22 protein-coding genes and 1 other annotated feature are annotated in these 22,716 nt (G+C 44.6%); of the genes, 16 read left to right on the forward strand and 6 right to left on the reverse strand.

All coding sequences use genetic code 11. The annotated features are described in order from the left end of the window. The first annotated feature begins 279 nt into the window (after positions 1-279). Positions 280-687 carry a DUF3293 domain-containing protein gene (locus NB463_RS07215; protein ID WP_258432319.1) on the forward strand — a complete coding sequence of 136 codons (408 nt, stop codon included), beginning with the start codon at positions 280-282 and terminating at the stop codon, positions 685-687. Between the two features lie 55 nt (positions 688-742). Next, positions 743-1,225 carry a putative 4-hydroxy-4-methyl-2-oxoglutarate aldolase gene (locus NB463_RS07220; RefSeq protein ID WP_005396309.1) on the forward strand — a complete coding sequence of 161 codons (483 nt, stop codon included), beginning with the start codon at positions 743-745 and terminating at the stop codon, positions 1,223-1,225. Here the strand turns inward: NB463_RS07220 and NB463_RS07225 are convergent. Further along, a complete protein-coding gene (locus tag NB463_RS07225; RefSeq protein ID WP_046873974.1) occupies positions 1,222-1,692 on the reverse strand; it encodes a hypothetical protein in 471 nt (156 codons plus the stop codon). The genes NB463_RS07220 and NB463_RS07225 overlap by 4 nt on opposite strands. A 425-nt stretch (positions 1,693-2,117) precedes the next feature. Here NB463_RS07225 and thrL point away from each other — a divergent pair, with 425 nt between their 5' ends. The 5 genes from thrL (at position 2,118) to NB463_RS07250 (ending at position 7,792) form a co-directional block, all read left to right on the forward strand. Then, positions 2,118-2,195, forward strand: a complete 78-nt coding sequence (gene thrL / locus NB463_RS07230; RefSeq protein ID WP_074192076.1) for a thr operon leader peptide — start codon at positions 2,118-2,120, stop codon at positions 2,193-2,195. After that, positions 2,131-2,250 (forward strand) — a sequence feature (Thr leader region). Its footprint overlaps the gene before it by 65 nt. A gap of 53 nt (positions 2,251-2,303) precedes the next feature. Beyond that, positions 2,304-4,763, forward strand: a complete 2,460-nt coding sequence (gene thrA / locus NB463_RS07235; RefSeq protein ID WP_047009098.1) for a bifunctional aspartate kinase/homoserine dehydrogenase I — start codon at positions 2,304-2,306, stop codon at positions 4,761-4,763. Positions 4,764-4,783: 20 nt separating this feature from the next. After that, positions 4,784-5,740, forward strand: a complete 957-nt coding sequence (gene thrB, locus NB463_RS07240; protein WP_041852994.1) for a homoserine kinase — start codon at positions 4,784-4,786, stop codon at positions 5,738-5,740. Beyond that, positions 5,737-7,017: a threonine synthase gene (gene thrC / locus NB463_RS07245; protein WP_258432323.1), complete on the forward strand. Its 1,281-nt coding sequence runs from the start codon at positions 5,737-5,739 to the stop codon at positions 7,015-7,017. Before thrB ends, thrC begins: the two co-directional genes overlap by 4 nt. A gap of 115 nt (positions 7,018-7,132) precedes the next feature. Continuing rightward, entirely contained in the window at positions 7,133-7,792 is a 660-nt protein-coding gene (locus NB463_RS07250; RefSeq protein ID WP_258432324.1) for an NADPH-dependent FMN reductase, read from the forward strand. 92 nt (positions 7,793-7,884) lie between these two features. Here NB463_RS07250 and grcA read toward each other — a convergent pair whose 3' ends face one another. Further along, on the reverse strand, positions 7,885-8,262 hold the full coding sequence (grcA, locus tag NB463_RS07255) for an autonomous glycyl radical cofactor GrcA (RefSeq protein WP_005381814.1): 378 nt from the start codon (positions 8,260-8,262) through the stop codon (positions 7,885-7,887). Positions 8,263-8,588: 326 nt separating this feature from the next. Here grcA and nfo point away from each other — a divergent pair, with 326 nt between their 5' ends. The 3 genes from nfo (at position 8,589) to NB463_RS07270 (ending at position 11,103) form a co-directional block, all read left to right on the forward strand. Next, positions 8,589-9,476 carry a deoxyribonuclease IV gene (nfo, locus tag NB463_RS07260; RefSeq protein ID WP_046873969.1) on the forward strand — a complete coding sequence of 296 codons (888 nt, stop codon included), beginning with the start codon at positions 8,589-8,591 and terminating at the stop codon, positions 9,474-9,476. A 282-nt stretch (positions 9,477-9,758) separates the two neighbouring features. Further along, positions 9,759-10,439: a uracil-DNA glycosylase gene (gene ung / locus NB463_RS07265; protein ID WP_258432325.1), complete on the forward strand. Its 681-nt coding sequence runs from the start codon at positions 9,759-9,761 to the stop codon at positions 10,437-10,439. A 112-nt stretch (positions 10,440-10,551) separates the two neighbouring features. Next, the gene (locus NB463_RS07270) at positions 10,552-11,103 is read left to right on the forward strand and encodes a hemerythrin domain-containing protein (protein ID WP_005396296.1); all 552 of its coding nucleotides are present in this window, start codon (positions 10,552-10,554) and stop codon (positions 11,101-11,103) included. A gap of 235 nt (positions 11,104-11,338) precedes the next feature. Here the strand turns inward: NB463_RS07270 and NB463_RS07275 are convergent, their stop codons facing one another. Further along, positions 11,339-11,524, reverse strand: coding sequence for a DUF3545 family protein (locus NB463_RS07275; RefSeq protein ID WP_005396294.1), 186 nt, complete (start codon positions 11,522-11,524; stop codon positions 11,339-11,341). A gap of 721 nt (positions 11,525-12,245) precedes the next feature. Between NB463_RS07275 and NB463_RS07280 the strand changes: the two genes are divergently transcribed. Both NB463_RS07280 and yaaA read left to right on the forward strand, forming a co-directional pair. Continuing rightward, a complete protein-coding gene (locus NB463_RS07280) occupies positions 12,246-13,679 on the forward strand; it encodes an alanine/glycine:cation symporter family protein (RefSeq protein WP_005396293.1) in 1,434 nt (477 codons plus the stop codon). 111 nt (positions 13,680-13,790) lie between these two features. Then, positions 13,791-14,567, forward strand: a complete 777-nt coding sequence (yaaA, locus tag NB463_RS07285; RefSeq protein WP_047009102.1) for a peroxide stress protein YaaA — start codon at positions 13,791-13,793, stop codon at positions 14,565-14,567. A gap of 109 nt (positions 14,568-14,676) precedes the next feature. On the opposite strand, the gene srmB is transcribed toward yaaA, so the two are convergent. Beyond that, positions 14,677-15,900 (reverse strand): ATP-dependent RNA helicase SrmB, encoded by a 1,224-nt coding sequence (srmB, locus tag NB463_RS07290; RefSeq protein ID WP_114323164.1) that lies wholly within the window; start codon positions 15,898-15,900, stop codon positions 14,677-14,679. Between the two features lie 107 nt (positions 15,901-16,007). After that, complete coding sequence (locus NB463_RS07295) at positions 16,008-16,727, reverse strand: tRNA1(Val) (adenine(37)-N6)-methyltransferase (protein WP_258432326.1); 720 nt, start codon at positions 16,725-16,727, stop codon at positions 16,008-16,010. Positions 16,728-17,057: 330 nt separating this feature from the next. On the opposite strand from NB463_RS07295, the gene brnQ reads away from it, so the two are divergent. Continuing rightward, complete coding sequence (brnQ, locus tag NB463_RS07300; RefSeq protein WP_006742676.1) at positions 17,058-18,368, forward strand: branched-chain amino acid transport system II carrier protein; 1,311 nt, start codon at positions 17,058-17,060, stop codon at positions 18,366-18,368. An 85-nt stretch (positions 18,369-18,453) separates the two neighbouring features. Here brnQ and fldB read toward each other — a convergent pair whose 3' ends face one another. Next, positions 18,454-18,972 (reverse strand): flavodoxin FldB, encoded by a 519-nt coding sequence (gene fldB / locus NB463_RS07305; protein WP_005397338.1) that lies wholly within the window; start codon positions 18,970-18,972, stop codon positions 18,454-18,456. 158 nt (positions 18,973-19,130) lie between these two features. Between fldB and xerD the strand changes: the two genes are divergently transcribed. From xerD to recJ, 3 genes are read left to right on the forward strand one after another with little or no spacing between them, the layout of a single operon-like run. Further along, the gene (gene xerD / locus NB463_RS07310; RefSeq protein WP_258432327.1) at positions 19,131-20,048 is read left to right on the forward strand and encodes a site-specific tyrosine recombinase XerD; all 918 of its coding nucleotides are present in this window, start codon (positions 19,131-19,133) and stop codon (positions 20,046-20,048) included. Between the two features lie 59 nt (positions 20,049-20,107). Beyond that, positions 20,108-20,896 carry a bifunctional protein-disulfide isomerase/oxidoreductase DsbC gene (dsbC, locus tag NB463_RS07315; protein ID WP_047009104.1) on the forward strand — a complete coding sequence of 263 codons (789 nt, stop codon included), beginning with the start codon at positions 20,108-20,110 and terminating at the stop codon, positions 20,894-20,896. A gap of 44 nt (positions 20,897-20,940) precedes the next feature. After that, positions 20,941-22,680: a single-stranded-DNA-specific exonuclease RecJ gene (gene recJ, locus NB463_RS07320; protein WP_139059938.1), complete on the forward strand. Its 1,740-nt coding sequence runs from the start codon at positions 20,941-20,943 to the stop codon at positions 22,678-22,680. The last annotated feature ends 36 nt before the right edge of the window (positions 22,681-22,716 follow it).

Here is a 22,716-nt window from a genome sequence, read left to right on the forward strand (position 1 = left end):
GATAATAAATCAAGTTGATCAAAAAAACACTTCTTTCAGTTATCCGCCCTCCATGGAATTTTGCCAACTCACCAGTATCCAATGGCGACGTTTATTCTAAAGGGCTTGTTTACCTTTCATTTCCTGCTTTCTGTGGGGCCTGAAACGTAAACACCCTAAGATATGGAGCGGATTTTATATTGTTAACAGCATGCTAACAATGCTCAAATGTTAATTCCATTCAGTTTGTTGATTTATATCAATTGATGAAATGTAACTGTTATTAATCGTTTAAGACTTATGATAGAAAAAAGTAATACGAACATAGACGCATCGTTATGGAATGCTTATTCAGAATCTTTTTTCAGATTCGAGGCCGAGTGGTACGTTTCAAACTACGCTGTGATAACCGCTTGGAACCCATACAGTAATTTGCGGTCCAAAGAAGAGAACTGCATAAGCAATCAAGCATTAGAAACACTGCTACAGCACGTTAATTACGCGCCTATCACAGTAGGTGACAGCTCTTTTACATGGTATGAGGAAAGCTTTGCCGTCGAGTTATCACCAGAGGCGGCGGTCGCATTGGCGAATGACTTTCAACAAAACGCGATTTACTACGTCATTGATGATCAACTTTACCTTATTGCGTGCTCACGACCGAAAGTGTTGCATAAGTTAGGCTCCCTTAAGCCTCGACTCGTATAGGAAAGGATACTGCTCACCGAAGCACTGCTTGGGTGAGAAAATTCACGGAGGAAATATGAGAGACATTACACCCGATATTTGTGACCAATTTGAAGACCAAGTTACCCTGCTTACTTTGCCACTGCAGAACTTTGGTCAACGCACCGCTTTTTACGGAGAAATTGTCACAGTGCGTTGCTATCACGACAACTCAAAAGTACGTGAAGTACTGGGCGAAGATGGAACGGGGAAAGTATTGATTGTTGACGGACATGGTTCGTGTCAGAAAGCATTGCTTGGCGATCAATTAGCAATACTCGGAATAGAAAATGGGTGGGAAGGCATTATTGTCTATGGTGCAATACGCGACGTAGCACAAATATCTCAGATGGACATTGGCGTGCAAGCACTTGGTACCAATCCGTTTAAGACAGAGAAGCGAGGTATGGGAGAGGTCAATGTGACCTTAACGATGCAAAACCAAATCGTGCAGCCGAAGCATTATGTGTACGCTGATTGGAATGGTGTGTTGATTTCAAAGCAAAAATTAGATTTCTAAAAACGAAAGCCTAAACCTACCTCAATACCTTGTTGCCAATCTTGGTAATCAAGAGTCGCGTGAAAATCCAGTTTATCGGTGATTTTTACGCGACTTGAGACTTCAGCTGCGAGGCTGCTGTCTTCTTGTCGAATACCTTCCGCAGTCTCATTCTTGTAAGAGCGAACCGTACTTTTTAGTGTGACACGATCATTGAAGTGATAGCTGATCCCACTCAAAAAACCGCTTTGGTTTTGGGTTGGAGAGTTGTTGACTCGTGCACCGACGTAAACGTCTACGGAGTCAAAGAGTTCGTACGCATAACCCGTGTCGATATTCCAAACATCGAAACTGTCAGATTGATAGCTGTCGCTGGAAATAAATAGTTTATGAGGAGAAGGGGATGTTTTGCCTGGAAGAGGCGGAAGCTCGTTCGCTAGACAAACGCCAGGCACAAAAAACAGCAACAGAAAAAGCCCTCTTTTCATGCTCACCACTCCTTGTGTCAACTTTTTTATTAGTATGTGCCCAAAGCTTCTCACTATTAAAGCATAGAATATGAAAGCTAGCTCACCTATTTTCTAAATAATTCGATCCTGTGAACATAGGTCACAGTTAAGTTGTTGTTAAGTGTCAACAACTCCCTTTCATAATTTGATCTTACGCTTTATGACGAAGATCAGACTAGTTATGGAGTAAAAAGTGAGACTGATGACGATGGGATGAGCCCCCTACAAAAATAAGCGACAGATTTCCTAACGAGCAATAACATCCAATTAGCGTTAAATATCAATAAGATTGCTTAGCAGAAATCGCTGTAAGACTGAAAAACAAACAATTTTTTGTTGACTATGAATCGGAAACTCGGTAAACGTAGAGTTAAGCAAACACAATTAACGTTGAATATTTATTTATGCCATCTAACAGCCTAGTAGTAATGACCACGACCATTATTATTACCGACACGACACATGTTGGGGCAGGCTGCTGAGCGAAAGAAATTCACAAAAAAGGCCTGTATCCAACAAGATACAGGCCTTTTTTTATGCTTTTTTATCCAGAATTTAGACAAGTTTGAGAAGATATACCGGAGGAAGGGATGCGAGTATTGAAGTTTGGCGGTTCATCACTAGCTGATGCAGATCGCTTTTTAAGAGCGGCAGACATCATTGCCAATAACGCTCAACAAGAAGAAGTGGCGGTTGTTCTTTCAGCCCCAGGTAAAACAACAAATAAGTTGGTTGCGGTCATTGAAGGCGCGTTGCGCAATGGTGAAGCAGAGCTGCAAATCAAAGAGTTGGATGAATCGTTTAAAACGCTATTCACTCAAATCCAAGCAGTACTACCCAATATTGATGGTTCAGCTTTCGATAACCAAGTGAAAACCTCGCTATCTCAATTACGTCAATTTGTTCACGGCATCAATCTATTAGGTATGTGCCCAAACAACGTAAATGCACGCATTATCAGTAAAGGTGAGCGTGTTTCCATTCAGTTGATGAAAGCCGTCTTGGAGGCGAAGGGACAACAAGCGAGCTTGATCGATCCTGTCGAGTATCTGTATGCCCAAGGTGATCATCTTGAAGCTATGGTTGATGTGGATATTTCAACGCAAAACTTCCGTCAAAACCCCCTTCCTCAGGGCCACGTGAACATTATGCCGGGCTTTACAGCTGGCAACGAAAAAGGAGAGCTTGTCACGCTGGGTCGTAATGGCTCTGACTACTCGGCAGCGGTTCTTGCAGCTTGTTTACGCGCAGACTGCTGTGAAATCTGGACCGACGTTGATGGTGTATACAACTGTGACCCACGTTTAGTCGAAGATGCTCGCCTACTTAAATCACTAAGCTACCAAGAAGCGATGGAGCTTTCTTATTTTGGTGCTTCCGTTCTGCACCCGAAAACCATCGCCCCTATTGCTCAATTCCACATTCCATGTCTGATCAAAAACAGCTTTAACCCTCAAGGTGCAGGTACTCTTATCGGCCAAGATACTGGTGAAGATAATCTTGCGATCAAAGGTATTACAACACTTAACGACCTAACCATGGTTAACGTATCAGGCCCTGGTATGAAAGGCATGGTAGGCATGGCGAGCCGTGTATTCGGTGCGATGTCGTCTGCTGGTGTATCTATTGTTCTGATCACTCAGTCTTCTTCTGAATACAGCATCAGCTTCTGTATTGAGGCTGAAGATAAAGCGAAAGCGCAGCAAGTGCTGGCAGATGCGTTCGAGCTAGAACTCAAAGATGGCTTACTAGAACCGGTTGAGTTTATTGATAATGTTTCAATCATTACGCTTGTTGGTGATGGTATGCGCACATCGCGCGGTGTGGCTTCTCGCTTCTTCTCTTCTCTTGCTGAAGTGAACGTGAACATCGTGGCGATAGCACAAGGCTCATCAGAACGTGCGATTTCTGCCGTTATTCCAGAAGACAAAATTTCTGAGGCGATCAAAGCGTGTCACGAAAACCTATTCAACTCGAAACACTTCCTCGATGTGTTCGTTGTTGGTGTTGGTGGTGTGGGTGGCGAGCTGGTGGATCAGATCGAGCGCCAACAAGTCAAACTGGCTGAGAAAGGCATTGTGATTCGAGTTTGTGGCTTAGCAAACAGCAAAGGTCTGTTGCTTGATAGCGAAGGCTTACCGCTCGAGCACTGGCGTGATCGTATGTCAGCAGCCACAGAAGAATTCAGCCTAGCGCGTCTGATTTCTTTGGTACAACGCAATCATATTATCAACCCTGTATTGGTTGATTGTACTTCCAGTGAAGACATTGCTAAACAATACGCCGACTTCCTAGCGGCAGGTTTTCATGTTGTAACACCAAACAAAAAAGCAAACACAGCAAGCATGGCGTACTACCATCAGCTTCGCGATGTGGCTCGTAGCTCCCGTCGTAAATTGATGTATGAAACAACCGTAGGTGCAGGCCTACCGGTTATTGAAAACCTGCAAAACCTAATTTCTGCAGGCGATGAACTGGAGCGTTTCAGCGGTATTCTTTCCGGTTCTCTTTCTTATATTTTCGGTAAGTTAGATGAAGGAATGAGCTTAAGTGAAGCGACGAATATCGCAAAAGAAAATGGCTTTACTGAACCAGATCCTCGTGATGATCTGTCTGGTATGGATGTCGCGCGTAAGTTGTTGATCCTAGCTCGTGAAGCGGGCATGTCACTAGAGCTTGAAGATGTTGTTGTTGACCAAGCGCTACCGCCAGGTTTTGATGATTCAGGCAGTGTTGATGAGTTTATGGCGCGTCTCCCAGAAGCGGACGCCTACTTCAAAGAGTTATCAGCTAAAGCAGCAAAAGAAGGCAAAGTACTGCGTTACGTTGGTGAAATTAACGAGGGCAAGTGCACAGTAAGCATTGCTGCGGTGGATGAAAACGATCCGATGTATAAAATCAAAGACGGTGAAAACGCACTGGCATTTTACAGCCGTTACTACCAGCCAATCCCACTTGTGTTGCGTGGCTATGGCGCAGGTACTGAGGTAACTGCTGCGGGTGTATTCTCTGACGTGATGCGTACTTTAGGTTGGAAACTAGGGGTATAACAAGAATGAGTTCAAGTGATATGGATGTAGTGGTTTATGCCCCAGCATCAATTGGTAATGTAAGTGTTGGTTTTGATGTGTTGGGGGCGGCGGTGTCCCCAGTGGATGGGACCTTGCTAGGTGACAGAGTGCAAGTTAAGGCAGGGACTGAGCCGTTCAGTCTGAAAACTGCGGGTAATTTTGTCTCTAAGTTGCCTACAGAGCCAAAAGAAAACATCGTTTACGATTGTTGGCTGGTGTTTTCTCGCGAGCTAGATAAAAAAGGTGTTGAGCTAAAACCACTTGAAATGACGCTAGAAAAGAACATGCCAATAGGCTCAGGTTTAGGCTCAAGTGCATGTTCTATCGTGGCGGCGCTGGATGCCTTAAACCGATTCCATGGTCAACCGCTGAATGAGACTGAGCTGCTAGCACTGATGGGGGAAATGGAAGGCAAAATCTCTGGTGGTATTCACTACGATAACGTCGCGCCGTGTTACCTTGGTGGTGTCCAGTTGATGCTTGAAGAGCTTGGTATCATCAGTCAAGAAGTGCCTTGTTTTGATGATTGGTACTGGGTTATGGCGTATCCGGGAATCAAAGTATCAACAGCAGAAGCGCGTGAGATCCTACCATCTCAATACCGCCGACAAGATATCATCGCTCATGGTCGTCACCTTGCGGGCTTTATTCATGCGTGTCATTCTGGTCAGCCAGAGCTAGCTGCAAAAATGATCAAAGACGTGATCGCAGAACCGTATCGTGAGAAACTGCTTCCGGGCTTTGCGAATGCACGTCAATACGCTGCATCAGCAGGTGCGTTAGCAACCGGTATTTCTGGCAGTGGTCCAACACTGTTCAGTATTTGCAAAGAGAAAGATGTCGCTGAGCGAGTTGCTCGCTGGTTAGAACAGAACTACGTACAAAACGAAGAAGGATTCGTCCACGTTTGTCGTCTAGATAAGCAGGGTTCGAAAGTAACAGGAAGTGAGCTATGAAGCTTTACAATATAAAAGAAAATGATGAACAAGTTTCCTTTGGCCAAGCCGTTCGCCAAGGGTTAGGCCGTAACCAAGGTCTATTTTTCCCATCGGAATTACCAAAGTTTGAAGACGTTGATGCGCTACTGGCAGAAGACTTTGTTTCTCGTAGCACTAAGATTTTATCAGCGTTTATCGGTGATGAGCTGGCGGAAGAGCAAGTTAACGCGCTTGTGGACGCAGCGTTCCAATTCCCGGCGCCAATCAATCAAGTCAAAGACGGTGTTTACGCGTTAGAGCTTTTCCATGGTCCAACGCTGGCATTTAAAGATTTTGGCGGTCGCTTTATGGCGCAATCTCTTGCGGCGGTATCGGACGGTGGCAAGATCACCATTCTGACTGCGACTTCTGGCGATACTGGCGCAGCCGTTGCGCACGCTTTCTATGGTATGGAAGACATCAACGTTGTGATTCTTTACCCGAAAGGCAAGATTAGCCCACTGCAAGAGAAGCTATTCTGTACGCTAGGCAAGAACATTCACACTGTCGCGATCGATGGCGACTTCGATTCGTGCCAGGCTCTGGTTAAGCAAGCTTTCGATGATTCCGCACTGCGTGAAGAGATCGGCCTGAATTCTGCAAACTCAATCAACATCAGCCGTTTGATGGCGCAAATATGTTACTACTTTGAAGCAGCTGCGCAAATGAGCAAACAAGAGCGTGAAAACCTAGTTGTGTCTGTACCAAGTGGTAACTTTGGTAACCTAACTGCTGGTCTACTGGCAAAAGCGCTGGGTCTGCCGATCAAACGCTTCATTGCTGCAACCAACGCCAATGACACCGTGCCACGCTACCTAGAAACAGGTAAGTGGGAGCCAAAACCAACGGTTGCAACGACATCGAACGCAATGGATGTAAGTCAACCGAACAACTGGCCGCGTATTGAAGAGCTCTGCCGAGTGAAAGAGTGGGGCCTAGAGACACTAGGTAAAGGCGCGGTTTCAGATGAGCAAAGCGCACAATCTGTGAAAGACTTGTACTCATTGGGCTACCTATGTGAACCGCACGGTGCGATTGCTTACCGCGTTCTTGAAGAGCAACTGCAAGAAGGTGAAACCGGTCTGTTCCTATGTACTGCTCACCCTGCGAAGTTCAAAGAAGTGGTGGATGATATTCTAGAATCAGACATCGAGCTTCCTGCACCGCTAGCGAAGCACGCGGCGATGGAACTGCTATCGGAAGAGCTAGACGCAGACTTTGATGCATTGAAACAAGTGCTGCGCCGCGTACAGTAATTATTAAAATGATGAACGACGAAAGGTGAATGAGCAATCATTCGCCTTTTTTATTGTCGGTAAGTCTCGATTCTCTTTATGATTGAGAAACGAACTTAAAGATGGAAATAGAAGCATGCATTTTTTGATTTTTCTAGGCTCAGTAAGGGACAGCACACCGCCACGACCAGCCCGCTTGGGCATGCGAGTGAGTAGAGCTTGTGAAACGTTGTTTAAGAATCAGTATTCGCAACATACCGTCGAAATCATTGACCCATTGAACTACGACTTTGACGACGTGTTTAAGCCTGAGTTTGCTTACCATCGCGCTAAAGTACCAGCCCACTTGAGAGAACTGGCAGACAAAATTAAAAGTGCCGATGGGTACGTGATGGTCAGTCCGGAATATAACCATTCGATGAGTCCTGCCTTGGCTAATATGCTTAACCATTTTGGTAGTTCGCTGTTTTCTTATAAGCCAAGTGCTATCGTGACCTATTCTGCTGGACAATGGGGTGGTGTTCGAGCTGCAGTGTCGATGCGTACCTTCTTATCTGAACTTGGATGTTTACCTGTCTCGGCGATGATTCACATTCCGAAAGCGCAAGAAGTGTTTGACGAACAGGGTGTCGTTGCGGATGAACTGCAGCAGACGCAGTGGGACAGCTATATGAATCGCACCATACATCAATTGATTTGGTGGGCAGAAGGAGCGTCGTTGCAAAGAGAAAGGCTTGACCCAACCTCATTGGCTGAAGTGTTTAAGAAGGAACCGTCACAGAGAAATGCTCCGTAAAGGAACAGAACGGTTAGATGCATGGAAAAACAAAAAAAGCTTGGCCATTGAGACCAAGCTTTTTAAATGTGAGTAAGTCGATTTTATTGAGATTATAGCGTCTCAGTAAAAGTACGAGCGATGACATCACGTTGTTGCTCTGGAGTTAGCGAGTTGAAACGTACTGCGTAACCAGAAACACGGATTGTTAGCTGTGGGTATTTCTCTGGGTGTGCAACTGCATCTTCTAGTGTTTCGCGTTTAAGCACGTTCACGTTTAGGTGTTGACCGCCTTCGATGCGAGGAGCTGTTTCGATTGCTACTTCACGGCTTTCGTATTCACCTAGATCGCTGATTGCGATAACTTGGTCTGCTTCGTAGCCAGCAGTTGCAGCAACACAACGAGCTTCATTTTTTTCGCTATCTAATAGCCAGATAGAGTTTAGTAGGTCGTCGTTTGCCGCTTTTGTAATTTGGATACCTTGGATCATCACTATCTCCTAGACCACTTACGTGGTGATTATTGGTGTTAATTTTCGAATTTTCGTTGAGCTGAGTATTATATAGCTAATATCCACTATTTTAATATTGATTTAAGTCAAAAAACAACCAAAAACATTATTTTTATTAAGGTGATTTTGTTGAGTTAAATCAATAAAACCTTTGAAAACAAACTAATTACAATTTATTTGATAATATAAAAAATATTTAATAACTCATTTTGTTGTAAATTTACTACAAATTGAGCTTAAAGTTTAAACTAATTAACGCAACTATCTGTATTTAGGTATCAATACTGAAAGTCTAAAGTGATTAAATGACAAACATGAAAAACAAGCTTGGGAATAAACTCATTGGTGCACATGTCTCTGCTGCTGGTGGGGTCGATCAAGCGCCGTTGAGAGCTCGCGAAATTGGCGCGAATGCGTTCGCACTATTTACAAAAAACCAACGCCAGTGGGTGGCGAAGCCTTTAGAAGCAAAAACCATCAGTGCGTTTAAAGCGAACTGTAAAATGCTGGGTTTCGGCGCAGAACATATTCTTCCCCATGACTCTTATCTAATTAACTTAGGTGCACCGGAAGCGGATAAGTTGGATAAGTCACGCGCTGCATTCATCGATGAGATGGAGCGTTGTAATCAATTGGGTTTAACGTTGCTGAACTTTCACCCTGGGAGCCACTTAAAGAAAGTCTCGGAACAGGAGTGCTTAGCGACGATCGCTGAGTCTATCAATCTTGCGCACAAAGCGGTGCCGAATGTGATCGCGGTAATCGAGAATACGGCTGGTCAGGGTACAAACCTAGGTTGGAAGTTTGAGCATCTTGCTGAAATCATCGATCAAGTGGAAGACAAAGAACGTGTTGGTGTATGTCTCGATACTTGCCACACGTTTACTGCCGGTTACGATCTACGTACTAAAGAGGATTGTGAGCATACCTTTGCGGAATTCGACCGTATTGTTGGGATGCACTATTTAAGAGCAATGCATCTAAATGATTCAAAAGTTGAGTTTGCCAGCAAAGTGGATCGCCACCACTCATTAGGCAAAGGAGAGATCGGGTGGGATTGCTTTGAGTACATCGCGAAAGACCCTCGATTTGATGGTATCCCTCTGATTTTAGAAACAATTGATCCGGACATCTGGCAGCAAGAAATCAACGCACTGCGTCAGTTTCATCTAGCGGCGATAGATAACCAATGATGTGATCACAGAGTTGGCACCTTTCTTTCTTAGCCACTTAAGTCAATTTGAATTAAGAAAGAAGGATGCCACTATGTCTCGACCACTCTCTTTTGCTTCTTACGCATATAGCCGCCGCGTGCTTCGTTTGCCGATGCCTAATCGTCACATTACCGGACAGGGGCATTTTCGAACGCCACAGAAGCATTAGTCTTTATTACTGTTCTCAAGTTCGTGGTAAGTTTTTGTTTGTTTGGGTTTCGCTCGTTAGAATAGAAGCAAAATTTAGGACAGGAACTTTCCATGAATCAGTCACCCACTTGGCACGATGTGATCGGCGAAGAGAAAAAACAGAGCTACTTTGTAGACACTTTGAATTTTGTAGAAGCAGAACGCGCCGCAGGCAAAGCGATTTTCCCGCCAGCGAAAGATGTCTTTAATGCGTTTCGTTTTACCGAGTTTAACGATGTTAAAGTAGTGATTCTGGGACAAGACCCATACCATGGTCCAAATCAGGCGCATGGTTTGTGCTTTTCCGTGCTTCCTGGAATCAAAACGCCACCGTCACTCGTTAATATGTATAAAGAGCTGGCTCAAGATATTGAAGGATTCCAGATCCCTCAGCATGGATTCTTACAAAGCTGGGCAGAGCAAGGTGTATTGTTGCTCAATACAGTATTGACGGTTGAGCAAGGTAAAGCGCATTCACATTCAAAAACGGGGTGGGAAACGTTCACTGACCGAGTGATTGAAGCGATAAACCAGCATCAGGAAGGCGTGGTGTTTTTATTGTGGGGCTCTCACGCTCAGAAGAAAGGGCGCTTTATTGATCGCAATAAACATCATGTGTTAGCCGCACCACATCCATCACCACTCTCAGCACACCGAGGTTTTTTTGGTTGTAAGCATTTCTCTCAAGCAAACCAGTTACTTGCCTCGCAAGGAAAAGCACCAATCAACTGGCATTTGCCATTAACTTTATAAAAGAAGAGACAGCGATAATGCTGCCATTATCGCTGTTTTTTTGAGCACGCTCGAGGCTGATGGCAAATTTCTCATGTACACTTATTAAAAGTAGGTGTTAAGGAGAGACGCTATGATGATCGAAAGAATTCGACGCGAACACGGCTATATGGTTCGTCTGTTGGCGATACTGCGCCATAAACTTAATGAGATAAAAGAAGAACGTGCGATCAACTACGCATTAGTAAGCGAGATAGTTGATTACCTCTCTAATCATTCAGAAAAAGTTCACCATCCGAAAGAAGATATTCTCTATCACCACTTTCTTGAGCACTATGGTAAGCAACAGACCATGGAAAACTTAGAGAAAGAACACCAAGAGCTAGCAAGTAAAACCAAAGAGTTTGCTTCCTTGATAGAGATGATCCTGCAGGATGCTGTTGTGCCTCAAGACATGTTTGTGGCCCACCTAGAGGACTTCATTGAATCACAAAGACGCCACTTGGAGTTAGAGGAGCGAAAAATCCTGCCTCTCATTGAGGAGCTGTTCACTACCGAGGATTGGCAGCATGTTGAAAGCTTATGGAGCGTCAGTGAAGATGACCCAGTTTTTGGTGACACCATCGCCGATCGTTATAAACAGTTAGCTGAACGTGTGCGTCAAAGTGATGCTGAGTATGTTTAAGTGTGTGCGATAAAACCTGAGCGAGCGAAAGTATCACTCGGGTTTGTTAGCTGCATTTCTTATTTATTGAGAATTGGACGTAAATTTATCGTTTGCGCTTCTCGACCCAAAGACAGGAAAATTCTTATTGAGTAATAACGGTACTCATACTCAAATCCTGGCGCTTAAACTCAAGTCGTTTACCCGTTACTGTAAACAAAAACAAAAGGCACCCTTAAGGTGCCTTTTGTTTGAATTAGAGTTTAATGTCTTCCAAGTTGTAGTCGGTACAGGCATCAAGTTCGCGTAGCTCTTTAAGCAAATTGCGCCTGTCGTTCATCTCTTCTATTTCACGCCACTTTCGCTTTACTGGTTTGGCACGAGATTTGGTTGTTGAGGTAGTATCCAGATTAAAAATGTCATCTAGTTGAAAGCCTTCCATAAGCCACCTTTACCTTTCTTAAGCTAAACTGTTGTAACCAGTCCTTGTGGAGTTTTTTAAGTACCACAATAGCCGTGAGAATAACCATGATATATTTCGCATTTGTGTCGGTAGCATGACATTTTCGTGCAAAAATATTCTCAAAATCACACTTTTCATGGCAATGTGGTGGCTAAAAAATGCACAAACGATCTCAAGAAAACGATTAAATAGAGAGATTTTCAATGTTAATTCGATTTGGCGAGTGGGGGGACAGTGCAAAGGTCAAAGTTGCATAAAACCAGTTTGATGAAATAGTGTTCAATTAGATGGTAAGGCACTAGAGCAAATTTATGTAACACCTTGTGAATACTAGCTTGGTCTTAATTATATGGGTCTCCGTTCTGTTTGGTGGGCGATAATTATTTATGTTGGCATTTGGTAATTGAAATGTTGCGGCTTATGGGTGTTAAGTCTTCCATTTATGTTATTTTTTGGTGACTTTATAGTGAAAAATAACAATGTTATGATTGTGATTGCATATTGATTTTTGCGCTCCTAGGTTGCATTATCCGCCCGTCAAAAAATACGCTGGTACGTAAAATGGATGCATGAAGCGACGTTTACGATTCTAGATTGCCCATAAACATTACTTAAAAAGCTAAGCACACTTTGACACTTAGCAGGCAATTTGGTGGATGGCTTGGACGCATAGACCGGCGCAACTCACTTTGAGGTACACATGACAGACTTAATCAATTTGATGAACGATCTCCTTTGGGGTTCGATTCTGGTTTATCTTCTTGTTGGTGTTGGTATTTACTTCACCGTTCGATTAGGGTTCATTCAGTTCCGCCATTTCGGCCACATGTTCTCTGTTCTTAAGAACAGTCGTAAAGCAGACAAAGCTGGTATTTCTTCTTTCCAAGCGCTTTGTACTAGTCTTGCTGCACGTGTTGGTACAGGTAACATGGCGGGCGTTGCAGTTGCATTGACTGCAGGTGGTCCTGGCGCGATCTTCTGGATGTGGCTGATCGCAATGCTTGGTATGGCAACGTCGTTTGCAGAGAGTACTCTGGCGCAGCTATACAAAACCAAAGATGATGATGGCAACTACCGTGGTGGTCCTGCCTACTACATGGAAAAAGGCCTGGGCATGCGTTGGATGGGCGTATTGTTCTCAGTTTTCCTAATCATCGCTTTTGGTTTGGTATTCAACGCCGTACAAGCTAACTCAATTGCAAATGCAATGAGCACCGCATTTGGTTGGAGTGACCTGTACGTTGGTATCGCGGTTGTAGTACTGTCTGCGATTGTAATTTTCGGTGGTATCAAGCGTATCGCAAAAGTCGCAGAGATGATCGTTCCGATCATGGCGCTGCTTTACTTGGCTCTAGCACTGTTCATCATGTTCTCTAATCTAGAAAAGCTACCTGATGTATTAATGCTTATCTTTAAGAGTGCATTTGGTCTGCAAGAAGCGGCGGCAGGTGGTCTTGGCTACGCGATTGCACAGGCAATGATTAACGGTATTAAACGCGGTCTATTCTCGAACGAAGCGGGTATGGGTTCTGCGCCAAACGCGGCGGCTTCAGCAACGCCTTACCCACCACACCCTGCATCTCAAGGTTATGTTCAGATGCTAGGTGTATTTATGGATACGATCGTTATCTGTTCAGCGACAGTGGCTATCATCCTGATGTCAGGTGAGTATGTCGGTCAAGCAACAGAAGTGACGGGTATCGAGCTAACTCAGCGTGCATTGAGCTCGCAAGTTGGTGATTGGGGTGGCATCTTTGTTGCCGTGGCAATCTTCTTCTTTGCATTTACATCAATCATCGCGAACTACTCGTACGCTGAAACGAACCTAATCTTCCTAGAGCACAACCATAAGGCGGGCCTAAGCATTTTCCGTGTTGTTGTTCTTGGTATGGTGATGTTTGGTGCACTTGCTTCGCTCCCAGTCGTATGGTCACTTGCTGATGTTTCGATGGGGCTGATGGCGATAGTCAACTTGGTGGCAATCATCTTGCTATCTGGCATCGTGATTAAGCTAGCAAAAGATTACAACCGCCAACTTGGTGAAGGTAAAGTACCAACGTTTGATGCGAATGATTTCCCTGAGCTGAAATCTCAGCTTGAAGAAGGCATTTGGTACAACGATAAAAAAGACTAAGTGAGCTATCACTCATAGTTGAAAGCTATTAGTACGATGTAAAAAGCCATGCAGACAATGCATGGCTTTTTTTGTACCCTATTAAAAAACAAAATTAGAGAAGGGAAAGTCATGCTTATCGTAGTTTCTCCAGCGAAGACTCTTGATTACGAGTCTCCGTTAGCGACAGAAAAATTTACTCAACCTGAGTTGGTCGAATACTCAAAAGAGCTTATCGATGTTTGCCGCAAACTGACTCCTGCTGATGTTGCCTCTTTAATGAAAGTGAGCGACAAGATTGCCGATTTGAATGTCGGGCGATTTCAAGAGTGGAGTGAAACGTTTACCACAGAAAACTCACGACAAGCGATCCTAGCGTTTAAAGGTGATGTTTACACAGGACTAGACGCCGAAACCTTATCTGAGGCGGACTTCGAGTATGCCCAAGATCATTTGCGCATGTTGTCTGGCCTCTATGGTTTACTAAAACCACTCGATTTGATGCAGCCATACCGTCTTGAAATGGGTACCAAGCTTGCAAACGACAAGGGCACAAACTTGTACCAGTTTTGGGGCAATGTGATTACGGATAAGCTTAACGAAGCGATTTCTGCTCAAGGTGATAATGTGCTTATCAACCTTGCATCAAATGAATACTTTAAAGCGGTGAAGCCAAAGCACTTAGATGCGCAAGTGATCACGCCAGTATTCAAAGATTGTAAGAATGGCCAATACAAGGTCATCAGTTTCTACGCGAAGAAAGCGCGCGGCATGATGGCGCGTTACATCATCGAAAACCGTATTGAGAGCGTGGCAGACCTGACTAAGTTTGATACGGCGGGTTACTACTTTGTTGAAGATGAATCGACACCAACAGAGTTAGTATTTAAACGCGAAGAGCAAAACTAAAACTGATTGAGACGTAGTCTACGTTAATCTCTATCAGTACAAACGAAAAAGGGTTGGCAGTGCCAACCCTTTGTTATGTTTTAGCTTGGGCTATTTCGCCCCAACAAGATTACTTCTTCTTAGCGGTTTTCTTTTTCGCTGGTTTCTTCTTGTCTTCTTTTTTCTTTTTCTTCTTAAACACAGGTTTTTTGTGTTTTGGACGCATCTCTTTTACGAAACGCTCTTTGATGTCTTCTTTCACGTAACGTGCAACGCGATCCATCATTGGTTGGTCGTGTGCTTCTACGATTGAGATAGCATTACCTTTCTTACCCGCACGAGCCGTACGGCCAATACGGTGAAGGTAGACATCAGCCGTACGTGGCATGTCGTAGTTAATAACGTGTGACACATCCGGAAGATCGATACCACGCGCCGCTACGTCTGTCGCTAGTAGCACGTTAACTGTGCCATCACGGAAACGTGTAATCGCGTTATTACGACGATCTTGAGGCATTTCACCTTGAATCCAAGAACATGGAATCTGTGCGCTCTCAAGCTGCGCTCGTAGCTCTGCCAAACGCTCACGTGTCTTCAAGAAGACAATGGTGCGTTCTGCTTGCTGAGTAATAATGTGTTTTAGTAATTCAAGCTTGTGTTCTGCATCATCAGCACGGTGGTACCACTGAGCAATCTTCTTACGCTCACGCAGTGGCGATTTTGCATCGATCTCTGCTGGGTCATTCAACAGATCAGCGGTAAAGCCCTCTACGCCTTTACCTTCTAAAGTTGCTGAGAACAGAAGGGTTTGTTTACGCCAGCGGCACTCGTTAGATAGACGATCGACAGTAGGAGCAAAACCCATGTCTAGCATACGGTCTGCTTCATCCAGAATTAACCATTCAATCGCACGGCAATCAAAACGCTCTGCATCAATGTATTCTTTTAAACGGCCAGGCGTTGCAACCACAATGTCTTGTGTTGTCGCAAGGATATCGGCGTGCTCTTGGTATTGAACACCACCTGTGATGGTGAAAATGTTCAGTTTAGTGTTTTTTGCCAAAGCTCGTGCTTGATCAGCGATTTGCATCGCCAATTCGCGCGTCGGCGTTAGGATCAAAATACGCGCAGGTCCAGGCTTGCGACGAGGGAAGTCTTGCAAGTATTGCAATGCTGGCAGAACGAAGGCTGCCGTTTTACCAGTACCTGTTGGCGCTGACGCTAGAATGTCACGACCATCCAACGCTTGTGGAATCGCTTCTGCCTGAATTTTTGTTGGGCGTTCGTAACCCATCTCTTCAATGGCTTCAAGTAGGTTTTGGTCTAGATCAAGTTCAGCAAAGGTTCTGATCACAATGAGTTCTCCACAAGCAAAGCTTGGTTAATGGTTCGCCACAACAGCATAGAATACAAAAAGGTCGCACATTATAAAGTGATTGGTGATAAGGATCACATGTTATTTCACATCTTAAGATAAAACTCGCGGGTTAATTGGACGAAATCGTCACTGTAACCGTCATGCGAATGAATTATTAAATGTGATTCTTGAGTATCGCAAGGCTGCTTCGCCAGTTCAAATAACAGTCGATGTACCGGTTTCTTTTCTGATGGCTGTACACGACAGACTCGCGATAGATGCCAACCTTGGTGTAATGCTAGTTCAATAAACCGTTCGCCTTCGGTGATTGGTAACACAAAATTAGCTTTCCCTTGTTCATCAAGCAACTGATAGCAACGTTGTAGCAATGCGTTGTGGCGTAGCGTATCAGTGTGCCTCGCGGTTGCACGTTGACTGTGTTTCGATTGCTCGCCGCTGTTGAAGTAGGGCGGATTACAAATGATGCGTTGGAATGGATGCGTCGGCGTAAAGTCTAGTATGTCGGAATGGTGCACACTCACACGATCTGACCAAGGCGACTGAACCACATTTTTTTGCGCAGCTTCAATGGCTGTTAATTCAATATCGACCGCGGTTACTTGAGCTTCTGTAAAGCGTTGGGCACACATCAGGGCAAGCAACCCGGTGCCAGTGCCAATATCGAGAATTTGAGCGTTGTTCGGGCTTTGAATCCAAGCACCAAGCATGACCCCATCAGTGCTGACGGGCATACCACTCTCACCGCCCTCAATACAAAATTGCTTAAAATTGAAGCCTTTAGTTTTCAGTTTTTTGCTCTTCATGATTGTTTTATGTTTGCTCAATAATTAAGTGAATTTCTCTATTGTTTATTAATTGTATAGATTGTTGTTTTGTTGGTTATTAAATTGTATTGTTAATTGATCGAGATAAAGAACTGGTCTGTTATTTAGATCTGGTTATATCCACTGCTTTTAAGTTTGAAAACTAAATTAATATGGTGTTTTTTTCTTAAAGGTTGCCAAATGATGAGTCTTTCGTCATTATGCGGCGAAAATTTTATAGATTGAACCACGTGTACTTATTGACTTTAGGTATACAAAAAGTGGTCTAAGCATACACAACATTCATTAATTAAAAGACAAGGGTTATCTGTGAAGCAGACGTTAAAACTAACAGATATTATCGCAGTAGGCTTTATGCTATTTGCGTTCTTTTTGGGTGCGGGCAATATCATCTTTCCACCTCTAGCGGGTCAGCTAGCCGGTGAAAACTTAATGCCAGCGATGTTTGGTTTCTTGCTAACAGCGGTAGGTCTACCTCTTATTACTATCGTTGCTATTGCTGTAGCTGGTGGTTCTTGGGATCACTTAACGCAAGACCTTCCGAAAAAAGCAGCGGTTATTATGGCTGCGTTGATCTTCATCATCATCGGTCCTGCGTTTGCTGCGCCTCGTACTGGCCTAGTGGCTTACGAGATGGCGGTGAAACCTTTCTTCCTTGAAGCGTCACAAACGCATCTCACTGCATTTTCAGTGATCTTCTTTATTGCGGCGATGATGTTCTCATGGTTCCAAGGCCGTTTGATTGATCTTATCGGTAAAGTACTGACGCCGGCATTGTTCGTGGGTTTGATCATTCTTGCAGTGGCGGTATTTATTGATCCTCAAGGTGACATGCTGGGCGCGCACGGTGAGTACTTAACGCAACCACTGACCAAAGGCTTCCTAGAAGGCTACAACACAATGGATACGTTCGCGTCATTGATGTTTGGCATGCTGATGGTTGATGCACTGCGCGGTAAAGGCATTACTGAGCGTTCTGCAACGACTAAATATCTGATCTATGCAGGTTGTATTGCCGCTGCCGGTCTTGCGTTTGTTTACATCTCACTATTCTACTTGGGCGCGACGAGTGCAACTGTTGCTGCTGGTGCAGATAACGGTGGTCTGGTACTTAGCCAATACGTTCAAGCGCTGTTTGGTCCATACGGTCAAATCGTTCTGTCTGTCATTGTATTACTAGCGTGTTTGACAACGGCTATTGGCTTGATTTCTGCGTGTTCAGACTTCTTCAGCTCGAAAACGCCACTGTCATACAAGCAATGGGTACTGATTAACGGTTCTGTTTGTGCGTTGGTTGCGAATGTCGGCCTTGCACAACTGATTTCTCTGTCAGTGCCAGTATTGTTTGCGCTGTACCCTGTGGCGATTGCGTTGGTTGCACTAACATTTGTACGCAGCAAACTGCCAAATCCACGTTTTGCTTACCGCGCGGTACTGCTTGTATCTCTGTTGTTTGCGTTGGTTGACGCGGCAAAAGTATCGGGTGTTGATGTTTCTGCGTTTAACATGTTGCCACTATTCGAAGTGGGCATGGGTTGGGTGCTTCCAACATTTGCGGCTATCGTGTGCATGTTCTTCATCGCGAAACCTCGTCCAGAGCTAGCACAAGAAACAGCGTAATAACTTCGCACTATCAAGATATTAAAAAGCCCGATGAATTACTTCATCGGGCTTTTTATTTTTTATCTTTGAAGCGTTCACACTATTAAAGTGTGTCGTGGAACTCCACAAGAACTTGTTCACACCATTTTTCGATGCGCTCATCACTCAGTTCGTACTGCGAGTCTTCATCTAACGCTAGTCCAACAAACTTACTGCCATCTTCAATCAGTGCTTTCGATGCTTCAAATTCGTAGCCTTCATTTGGCCAGTAACCGATAAAGGTTGCGCCAGTCGCTTGTAATTCATCGTGAAGTAAGCCCATCGCGTCCAAATACCACTCACCGTAGCCTTCTTGGTCACCCAGACCAAACAGCGCGACAACTTTACCTTTTAATGGTGTTGTCGCGATGTCTTGCCAAATCGCATTCCAATCTTCTTGAATTTCACCAAAGTCCCAAGTTGAGATGCCAAGGAGTAGTAAGTCGTAGTCTGCCATTAGTGATAACGGTGTCTCTTTCACATTGTGAATGTCGACAAGGTCTTCACCAATAATGGTACGAATTTTCTCTGCTGCCATTTCGGTGTAGCAGGTCGTTGAGCCGTAAAAGAGTCCGATTTTCATTATATTCATCGTTATTTGTGTTGCTGTTGTGGAAGATTCTAACCATAAATTGAGGAAGATTGCAGCGAATATCCTAAGCGGGATGATTTTTTTATGGTATTGGATCGGCAGGTGCCTTAATCTAAATACTGTAAATATAAACAGATAAGGAAGCGTTCATGACGGCACAACAGCCTGTCAATCAACAAGATTTTTCGCTTGTTGAGCAATTCTTAGATGCGATGTGGATGGAGCGTGGGCTATCAGAGAACACGCTGACTTCCTATCGAAATGATTTGATGAAGCTGCTCACGTGGATGGAGAAACATCGCTACCGTCTTGATTTCATTAGTTTGTCTGGCTTGCAAGAATACCAAAGCTACCTTGTAGACTTGGATTACAAGCAGACGTCCCGTGCGCGTATGTTGTCGGCAATTCGCCGTTTATTCCAATATCTGCATCGTGAGAAAGTACGTGCTGATGATCCGAGTGCGCTCTTGGTCAGTCCTAAACTGCCACAACGCTTGCCCAAAGATATTAGTGAAGAGCAAGTGGACGCCTTGCTCGAAGCGCCAGACCCGAATGATCCTGTGGAATTGCGGGATAAAGCGATGCTGGAACTGCTGTATGCGACTGGTTTGCGTGTGACGGAATTGGTCAGTTTAACTATGGAAAACATAAGTTTGCGTCAAGGTGTTGTGCGTGTCACAGGTAAAGGCGGTAAAGAGCGCTTAGTGCCAATGGGGGAGAACGCGGTAGATTGGATCGAGACGTTTATTCAACAAGGGCGCCCTGCGTTACTTGGTGATACATCATCTGATATTGTTTTTCCTAGCAAACGCGCAAGGCAAATGACTCGTCAGACGTTTTGGCACCGTATTAAGTACTATGCTTTGATAGCAGGGATTGACACTGAACAGCTGTCGCCGCACGTACTGCGTCATGCCTTTGCCACGCATTTATTGAACTATGGCGCAGATCTCAGGGTCGTACAGATGCTATTAGGACATAGTGACTTATCGACCACGCAAATTTATACTCACGTGGCGACTGAACGATTGAAGCAGATCCACAGTCAACACCACCCAAGAGCATAACAATGGTTAGATTCATCCATGTCTTCTTGGAAAAACGATTTTATATTAAGGTGAATTTCATGAGCGTATTACGCCGACTAACTCTGCTGACTTTACCATTTTTTGTTACCGCGTGTGGTGCAGAAGAAAGTCAGGCTAAAACGGACACTCCTGCACAGCAAGTGGCGCCAGCTGCGCAAAGCAATTTTGATGAAGCAGCATTAAAAACTAAGTTCTCAAAGCTTGGTTTATCTATCGTTGATATTCAGCCATCAGAAGTTGCTGGTTTATTGGAAATCCAAACTAATGGCGGGATCTTGTTTGCTTCAAATGATGGTAGCCATTTTATCGCCGGTACGCTTTATGCCATCAATGACGATGGTAGTTACAAAGATGTCATTGCAGAGCGCCAAGCGCCGCTTAATGCGGAGAAAATCGCGCAGTTCTCCGATAGCATGATTGAATACAAAGCCGACGATGAAAAATATGCTGTGACGGTATTTACTGATATCACTTGTGGTTACTGTGTGCGTCTGCACAGCCAAATGCAAGGCTATAACGATCTAGGCATTACAGTGCGTTACATGGCTTACCCTCGCCAAGGTGCTACTGGCCCAGTGGCAGAGCAAATGGCGACGATTTGGTGTGCTGAAGATCCAAAGTCGGCAATGCACAACGCGAAAGTGAATCGTACGTTTGATAACCCTGCGAAAGACTTAAAACAGTGTAAAGAAACCATCCAATCACATTACAATCTAGGTCGCCAATTGGGAATTTCTGGTACGCCAGCGATCTTCTTACCGAATGGCGAAATGGTTGGCGGTTACCTACCACCTGCAGAGCTATTGAAACGTTTAAAGCAACAATAATCCTTTAGGAGCAGAGCCGGCAAAGTCGCCGGCTCTTTTCAAGCATGATAGAAATTCAACGACGTCCTGAACCTGATCTTTCCCTTCTTCCTGATTCCATTCCTCCGATTCTCAAACGTATCTACATCAACCGTGGGATTACGGATCCTGCGCAACTAGAAACGTCAGCTCGTGGTTTGCATTCTTACCAAAAACTCGGGGGGATTGAGCAAGCGGTCGAGCTTTTGTTTCAGGCAATAAAAGAACAAAAACGCATCATCGTTGTCGGTGATTTTGACGCTGATGGTGCGACGAGCTCTGCATTGTCGGTGCTCGCGCTGCGTATGCTTGGTAGTCACAATGTGGACTACCTAGTACCGAATCGTTTTGAAGACGGTTATGGGTTAAGCCCAGAAGTCGTTGACCAAGCATTAGAGCTTGGTGCTGAGATGATCATGACGGTGGATAACGGTGTGTCATCAATCGAAGGCGTGCGTTACGCAAAAGAAAACGGCATTACCGTGCTCGTTACCGACCACCACTTACCGGGACAAGTGTTGCCTGATGTGGATGCAATGGTGAACCCAAACCTTGAGAGCTGTCATTTTCCGTCTAAAGCGCTCGCTGGTGTCGGGGTCGCGTTTTATCTCATGATGGCACTATGCGTTCATATGCGAAAACACAATTGGTTTGCTGAGCAGGGCATGCAAGAGCCTAAGTTGATGGAACTGATTGACCTTGTTGCACTTGGTACAGTTGCCGACGTTGTCCCACTGGATGAAAACAACCGCATTCTTGTGCACCAAGGCCTGCAGCGTATTCGTGCGGGCAAAGCGCGCCCTGGCATTCAAGCATTGATTGAGGTCGCGAAGCGCGATGCGCGTCGTTTGGTGGCGTCCGATTTTGGTTTTGCTTTAGGTCCTCGTATCAATGCTGCAGGTCGCCTTGATGATATGTCATTTGGTGTTGAACTGTTGATGTGTAACAACATTCACGCCGCTCGTCGTATGGCAAGTGAACTGGATGGTTTGAACCAAACTCGTAAAGAGATTGAAGAAGGCATGAAGCAAGAAGCGATGGCTTTCTGCGAGCGTCTCCAGTTTGGTGAAGGCAGTGAGCTTCCTTACGGATTAGCCTTGTTCCAACGTGATTGGCACCAAGGTGTGATTGGTATTTTGGCCTCGCGCATCAAAGAGAAGTTTCACCGTCCAGTCATCGCATTTGCTGATGGCGGAGAAGGGACAATTAAGGGCTCGTGTCGTTCTATTCCGGGGTTACACATGCGCGATGCGTTGGATTTCATCGACACGCAAAACCCAGGTTTGATCATCAAATTTGGTGGTCACGCGATGGCGGCAGGCTTAACAATTAAAGAGCAGGATTTCGAACGTTTCAGCCGTCTATTTGATGAAGTGGTAAAAAAGGAACTCGATGAAGCGGCGCTAAAAGGCGTGATCATGTCAGATGGTGAACTTAAGCCTGAAGAATTCTCTATGCATGTCGCTGAACAGCTACGGTCTGGTGGCCCTTTTGGACAAGCCTTCCCTGAACCAATCTTTGATGGTGAGTTTAAAGTGTTGCATCAAAAGCTGGTGGGTGAGAAGCATCTTAAATTGATGTTAGAGCCGCTTTACAAAGGTCATCCTACCAATGTGATGATCGATGGCATTGCATTTAATATCGATTTGCGTCGCTGGCCGGATGCATCAGTTAAAACGGTACGTTTAGCTTACAAATTGGATGTGAATGAATTTCGTGGTAATCAATCACTGCAATTGATGATCGATCATATCGAAGCTAAGTAATATTTAGATTAACCTTTCTTATAGAGTACGGTTGCC

Origin of the sequence: Vibrio sp. RM-41-2B (assembly GCF_024744415.1) — a bacterium.
Taxonomy (GTDB): domain Bacteria; phylum Pseudomonadota; class Gammaproteobacteria; order Enterobacterales; family Vibrionaceae; genus Vibrio; species Vibrio diabolicus.